The sequence below is a fragment of the Accumulibacter sp. genome (assembly GCF_032229525.1).
In the GTDB taxonomy this organism is placed as follows: domain Bacteria; phylum Pseudomonadota; class Gammaproteobacteria; order Burkholderiales; family Rhodocyclaceae; genus Accumulibacter.
The window spans coordinates 3,763-10,192 of sequence record NZ_JAVTWB010000125.1; the positions used below are offsets into that span (position 1 = coordinate 3,763).

General features: G+C 64.1%; 5 protein-coding genes and 1 pseudogene. 3 read left to right on the forward strand and 3 right to left on the reverse strand.

Annotation, left to right across the window (positions count from 1 at the left end; genetic code table 11):
• Positions 1 to 588, forward strand: a 588-nt coding sequence (locus RUW20_RS08655; protein ID WP_313951808.1) for a 3'-5' exonuclease, incomplete at its 5' end; no start/stop codon positions are given.
• Positions 589 to 688: 100 nt separating this feature from the next.
• Positions 689 to 2,038, forward strand: a complete 1,350-nt coding sequence (locus RUW20_RS08660; RefSeq protein WP_313951809.1) for an MFS transporter — start codon at positions 689 to 691, stop codon at positions 2,036 to 2,038.
• 129 nt (positions 2,039 to 2,167) lie between these two features.
• Here RUW20_RS08660 and RUW20_RS08665 read toward each other — a convergent pair whose 3' ends face one another.
• From RUW20_RS08665 to RUW20_RS08675, 3 genes and pseudogenes are all read right to left on the reverse strand, one after another.
• On the reverse strand, positions 2,168 to 2,362 hold the full coding sequence (locus RUW20_RS08665; protein WP_313951810.1) for a YjfB family protein: 195 nt from the start codon (positions 2,360 to 2,362) through the stop codon (positions 2,168 to 2,170).
• A gap of 202 nt (positions 2,363 to 2,564) precedes the next feature.
• Positions 2,565 to 3,805: pseudogene (sstT, locus tag RUW20_RS08670) on the reverse strand (serine/threonine transporter SstT).
• A gap of 96 nt (positions 3,806 to 3,901) precedes the next feature.
• The gene (locus RUW20_RS08675) at positions 3,902 to 5,284 is read right to left on the reverse strand and encodes an L-serine ammonia-lyase (protein ID WP_313951811.1); all 1,383 of its coding nucleotides are present in this window, start codon (positions 5,282 to 5,284) and stop codon (positions 3,902 to 3,904) included.
• A 139-nt stretch (positions 5,285 to 5,423) separates the two neighbouring features.
• On the opposite strand from RUW20_RS08675, the gene RUW20_RS08680 reads away from it, so the two are divergent.
• Positions 5,424 to 6,362 carry a LysR substrate-binding domain-containing protein gene (locus tag RUW20_RS08680; RefSeq protein ID WP_313951812.1) on the forward strand — a complete coding sequence of 313 codons (939 nt, stop codon included), beginning with the start codon at positions 5,424 to 5,426 and terminating at the stop codon, positions 6,360 to 6,362.
• Positions 6,363 to 6,430: the final 68 nt, after the last annotated feature.

Here is a 6,430-nt window from a genome sequence, read left to right on the forward strand (position 1 = left end):
ACGGTGCCGTTAATGGCCCTCGACATCGAGACGACTGGCCTCGACCCGGTGCGCGACGGGATCGTCAGCATTGGATTGGTGCCGATGCGCCTTGAACGGATTTTCGCCAGCCAGTCGAGACTGTGGATTGTCAAGCCGCGCTCGCCATTGCTCGAGAAGTCGGTGGCTCTGCATGGGATCACCCATTCGCAGCTTGTTTCTGCTCCCGACCTGATCGACATTCTCGACGCGTTACTGGCAGCGATCGCCGGTCATGTCGTGGTGGTGCACTGCCGGGCGATCGAACGGCAGTTCCTGAACAATGCACTCAGAGCGCGTATCGGCGAAGCGATCGAGTTTCCGGTCATCGACACCATGGAACTCGAAGCGCGGCTGCACCGCCGCAAGTCACCCGGGCTGATCGCGCGCATCTTTCGCCACCAGCCGCTGCCGTCCATCCGTCTCGCCGCAAGTCGCTGCCGCTATGCGCTGCCGCGCTATCGACTACATCACGCGCTGACCGATGCGCTGGCGTCGGCCGAGCTGCTGCAGGCGCAGATTGCCCACCGCTTCACACCCGAAACCGCGCTTGGCGAGCTGTGGAAATAGCCGCCATGCGTCGATCGGTCCATCGCCGCGGTGAATTTCTGTGCCGGTTTTCCACCTGCTACAGAGCGGGTGGGTCTTCTCTTTTCCGAGCACCCGCAGAATGTTCATGATCCTGAAGTCGTTCCGTTCGCTGTACTTCGCCACCCTGCTGATGCTCCTCGGCTCGGGTTTGCTGAACACCTACCTTGGCTTGCGCGTGGCCGAGATGGCGGACGGCCTGTGGGCCGGCGCGTTGATGACGGCCAACTACCTCGGCCTGGTCCTGGGTGGCAAGGTCGGGCATCGCCTGATCACGCGTGTCGGCCATATTCGCGCCTATGTCGCTTGTGCCGGTGTGGTGACCGCTGCTGCTCTCGGACACGGAATCACCGATTGGTTGCCGGCGTGGGTATTGCTGCGCATGCTGGTCGGCTTGTGCATGATGTGCCAGTACATGGTGATCGAGAGCTGGCTCAACGAGCAGGCCAGTGTTGATCAGCGTGGCCAGGTCTTCTCCGGCTATATGGCCGCTTCGTATCTTGGTCTGGTTCTGGGCCAACTGGTGCTGGTGGCGTCCCCGCAACTTGGTCTCGAGCTGTTGATGCTGGTGGCCTTGTGTTTTTCCCTGTGCCTGGTGCCGGTCGCCTTGACCCGCAAGCTGCACCCCGCTGCTCTTCACCCGGCGCCGCTGGAGCCGCGCTTCTTTTTTGCGCGCGTGCCCCTGTCGCTGATTACCGTCGCCGTGGCTGGTCTGCTGATCGGCTCCTTTTACGGGCTGGCGCCCCTGTACGGGACGCGAATGGGGCTATCTACCGAGCAGGTGGGCCTGTTCATGGGGAGCAGCATTCTTGCCGGCCTGCTCGTGCAATGGCCGCTTGGCTGGCTGTCGGATCGGCGCGACCGGGTGTGGTTGATCGGGCGCGGTGGCGTGCTTCTCGCACTGGCTGCGTTGCCGTTGGCCGTATTGCCGGAGGCACCTCGGTGGCTGTTGTTCGTCGTCGGCGCTGCCGTATGCATGCTGCAGTTCAGTCTCTATCCGCTGGCGGTGGCTCTGGCCAATGATCACGTCGGCGCCGAACGGCGCGTATCGCTGACGGCGATGCTGTTGTTGACCTTTGGCGTCGGGGCCAGCATCGGGCCGCTGCTGGCCGGCGTAATGATGCGCTTTCTCGGCGCCAACATGCTCTACGCCTTTGTCTGTGCCTGCGCCGTGATCCTGGCCTGGCGCGTGCAGCCGTGGCGCGTCAGCCATTTGCACGCGGTCGCGGGTGCGCCGCTACACCATGTCGCGATGCCTGACAGCACCAGCAGTTCGCCGCTGACAGCCGCGCTCGATCCGCGTGTCGACGAGCAGACGGTCCAGGATCAGATGGTCGACGAGCAGACGGTCCAGGATCAGATGGTCGACGAGCAGACGCCAGCGGTGCAACCCGAGCAGCAGTGTGGGCAGCAATCTGGGCAGGAGCGGTAGGAGTACGGCCAAGCTGCTGACGCCGAGGAACGGAAACCAGGCGCGCAATAAGCAGACCCGGTTCGGGGCCGGTGCGTTCGTGACGCGCAGCTTGCGCCTGCCGCTGGCGCAGGCGGTGCGCTGCATCTGTCAGGCGAAGGCGTCGATCTGGTTGCCGAGGTGAGGCGGGTTGCTGGGGATCACGTTGGCGGCTGCCTCGACAAGTTGCGCGGCGTTTTGCGACTGAATGTCCAGCGCCTTCTTCAATACCGCCACCTGTACCGCGTCACCAGTTCTGGCCTGGCTCATTTCCGTCGCCGCTGCGGCGATGCCTGATACGTCCATGACCTTCCACTCCCGAATGATTGCTTGCTCGTGAACCTCTTTCTACGGCCAGTTGCGCGGATTCTTGAGGGTCCGTGGTTCTGCCCAGGTGTCGAACTTGCGAAGCCAGGACGCGGAAACGCCTTCCCGGGTCGGCGGAAAGGCGGTCGTTGACGGCGGTGCTTACGTTGGTCGAGCTGCGCACCGCCGTCGGCGTGACAGCCTAGGCGCTTGCCGCGACCAGGCTTTCCTGGTCCGCTTGGGGGCAGGCGGCGGCGGTGAACAGAACGTCGGTGGAGGAGTTGAGCGCCGTTTCGGCAGAGTCCTGGACGACGCTGATGACGAAGCCGATCGCCACCACCTGCATGGCCACGTCGGTCGAAATGCCGAACAGGTTGCAGGCCATCGGAATCAGCAGCAGCGAACCGCCGGCCACGCCGGAGACACCGCAGGCGGCCAGCGCCGAGACGATGCACAAGAGCAACGCGGTCGGAATGTCGACACTGACGCCAAGGGTGTGGGCGGCGGCCAGCGTCATCACCGTGATGGTGATGGCGGCGCCGGCCATGTTGATCGTCGCGCCAAGCGGAATCGAGATCGCATAGGTGTCTTCGTGCAGGTTCAGACGTTTGCACAGCGTCACGTTGATCGGGATGTTGGCTGCCGAACTGCGCGTGAAGAAAGCGGTGATCGCGCTTTCACGCAGGCAGGTGAAGACCAGTGGATACGGGTTGCGGCGTGTTTTCCAGAAAACGATCAACGGATTCATGACCAGAGCGACGAACACCATGCTGCCGACGATGACCAGCAACAGGCGGCCGTAACCGAGCAGCGCGCCCATCCCCGACTCGGCCAGCAGCGTGCTGGCCACCAGCCCGAAGATACCGAGCGGCGCGAAGCGGATGACGACCTTGACGATTTTCGATACCGCGTCGGAAAGATCCGACAGCATCACGCGGGTGGTTTCGGCCGCGTGCCGCAAGAGGATGCCCAGACCGATGGCCCAGCTGAGGATGGCGATGAAGTTGGCTTCCATCAGCGCCTTGAGCGGATTCGCAACGGCGCTCAGCAGCAGGTTCTTCAAGACGCCGATGATGCCGCCGGGCGGCGTGCCACCGACCTGCGGTGCGTCGAGCACCAGCGTGGTCGGAAAGGCGAAGCTGGCGATCACGGCCACCACGGCCGCGGCGAGCGTACCGAGCACGTAGAGCATCAGACCGGGCGGATGTGAGTCGGCTGGCCGCTCTTGTGCTTGGCGATCGAGGCGGCCACGAGGACGAAAACCAGCACCGGCGCCACCGCCTTCAGTGCGGCGATGAAAACATCGCCCAGCAGTCCGGTGGCGCGGGCCAGATCGGGGGCCAGCATCGCCAGCACGATGCCGCAGACCAGACCGATGGAAATCTGGGCGATCAGGCTGGTTTCCCGCACGCATCGGGTCAATGGATTTGCTGCAGTGGTCATCTGTTGTCTCCTGTTGTGGTTGGTCGGTGAAGCCAGGAAAAAGAGCCTTGTCTGGCGCTGGCACCGTGGCCCTGGCCACAGGCGCTCAGCGCGCGCTCAGCACTCGGTGAAGCTGACGGCCAGGCCGCCGCGCGAGGTTTCCTTGTATTTATCGAGCATGTCGCGGCCGGTGTCGCGCATGGTGCGAATGGCGTGGTCCAGCGAAATGGTATGGGCGCCGTCGCCGTGCAGTGCCAGTTGGGCGGCGTTGATTGCCTTGATCGACGCCATTGCATTGCGCTCGATGCACGGCACCTGCACCAGGCCGCCGACTGGGTCGCAGGTCAGGCCGAGGTTGTGTTCGAGGCCAATTTCGGCGGCATTCTCGACCTGTTCCGGGGTGCCGCCCATGACTTCGGTGAGTCCCGCCGCGGCCATCGCGCAGGCCGAGCCGACCTCGCCCTGGCAGCCGACTTCGGCGCCCGAGATCGAGGCGTTCTTCTTGCACAGGGTGCCGATAGCCGCCGCTGTCAGCAGGAAGTCGGTGACGTCGCTGGCGCAGCTGCCGGGCTGGAATTCCATGTAGTAGTGGAGCACGGCGGGAATGATGCCGGCGGCACCGTTGGTCGGCGCGGTGACCACGCGACCGCCGCCGGCGTTTTCCTCGTTGACCGCCAGCGCATAGAGATTGACCCAATCAAGCGCCGCCATGGTGTCGCTGATCAGGTTGCGCCCGGCCTCCCGCTGGCGAAGCTTGGTGTGCAGCGCGGGCGCACGGCGGCGCACCTCCAGGCCACCCGGCAGCACGCCGCCCTGGGTGATGCCGCGGGCAACGCAGGCGCGCATGGCCTCCCAGATGCGCTGCAGCGCCGCGCGTGTTTCGTCCTCACTGCGCCAGGCGCTTTCGTTCTCCAGCATCACTTCGCTGACCCGTAGCGAATGTCGGCGACAGATCGCCAGCAGTTGCGCCGCGCTATTGAACTCGTGGCGCAGCGGCGTGGCGCTTATCGCGTTCGCGCCGGCCCTGGCCTGCGCCTCGTCGATGACGAAGCCGCCACCCACCGAGTAGAAGGTGTTCCTGGACACAACGCGGCCATCGTCGCCATGCGCGCTGAGGCGCAAGGCGTTCGGGTGGTAGGGCAGGCTGACCGGCAACAAGCGCATGTCGCGGTCCCAGTCGAAAGCTACCGCCACCTTGCCGGCGAGCTGCAGGCTGGCGCTGCGCTGAACTTCGGTAACGGCAGGGGAGATGAAGTCGGGATCAATCTGGTCGGCGCGCTGGCCCATCAGCCCGACGATCACGGCACGATCGGTGCCGTGCCCGATCCCGGTCGCCGAGAGCGAGCCGTAGAGCCTGACTTCGACGCGGCGGACCGCGCTCAGCAGCTTTCTCGCCTCCAGGTCGACCACGAAGTCGTGTGCTGCCTGCATCGGGCCGATGGTGTGGGAGCTCGACGGGCCGACGCCAATCTTGAACAGATCGAGAACACTGATCGACATGGTAATCCTGTTTTGATGTCACGGTCTTTAGGATGGCTAATGCAAAAAAAGCCAAGCTGCGTGTCGACCGGCATTCTGTCGCCCATGATGTGGGTTTTCAATCGATGATTTTTTGTCCGCGGTTTAGTATAGTTAAACCATGAGCTTGACAGCCCCTTCTCAGGTCCATGCGCGGCTGGGCGTATTTCTCGCCGTGGCAGGTCATCTTTCCTTTACCCGCGCCGGTGAGGAGCTGCATATCACCACCGGCGCAGTCAGCCAGCAGATCAAGCTGCTGGAAGCCTGGCTGGGTTTCAAGTTGTTCCGTCGCCTGCCGCGCCATATCGAGCTCACCGATGAGGGGAAACACCTGCTGGCCGCCGTCGCCCCGGCCTTTGCCGCCGTCGACCTGGCCATCGGCCACTTGCGTGGCGGCCCCTTGAGTGGCGTCGTTCGGCTGCGCGCGCTGCCCTCGTTTCTTGCTACCTGGCTAGTGCCGCGGCTGCCGACCCTGATGAACGACTATCCGGCCATCGAACTGCGGGTGGAAGCGGAGGACAGCAATCGCTCATTGCGCGACGGCGATTTCGATCTGGCGATCGATCTCAATGACGGCGCCTATGCCGGATTTCAGAGCACCGTGCTGCTCGAAGAAGAGATCTTCCCGGTCTGCTCACCGGCACTGATGACCGGCCGGCCGCCGCTGAACTCGCCCGACGCCCTCAAGCACTATCCGATCCTGCACGACATAACCGCCTGGCGCGGCAGCCAGCCGTATGCGGAGTGGGAGGGCTACCTGAAGGCGATCGGCGCGGCGCATGTCGATGTGCGTCGCGGCTACATGTTCAACCGCAATCAGATCACCATCCAGTGCGCGATCGCCGGCATGGGCGTGACCATCGCCCGCCGTACCCTGACCACCAATGAACTGGAAAGCGGTGTGCTGGTGGCACCGTTCGAGCAGTCGGTGCGCACCGGCAAGCGCTATTGCCTGGTTTATTCGGCCGGCGCGCTTGACGACCGACGCGTGGCGACGGTGCATGACTGGATCGTCGCCGAAACACGCAGGGCAGGGGCGACAGTGGCGACAAGGCTCTAGCGGCGCCCCGGCGGAATCATTTCCCCTGCAACTGGTTCAGGTAGTCGATCAGCGCAAGAATACGCAGC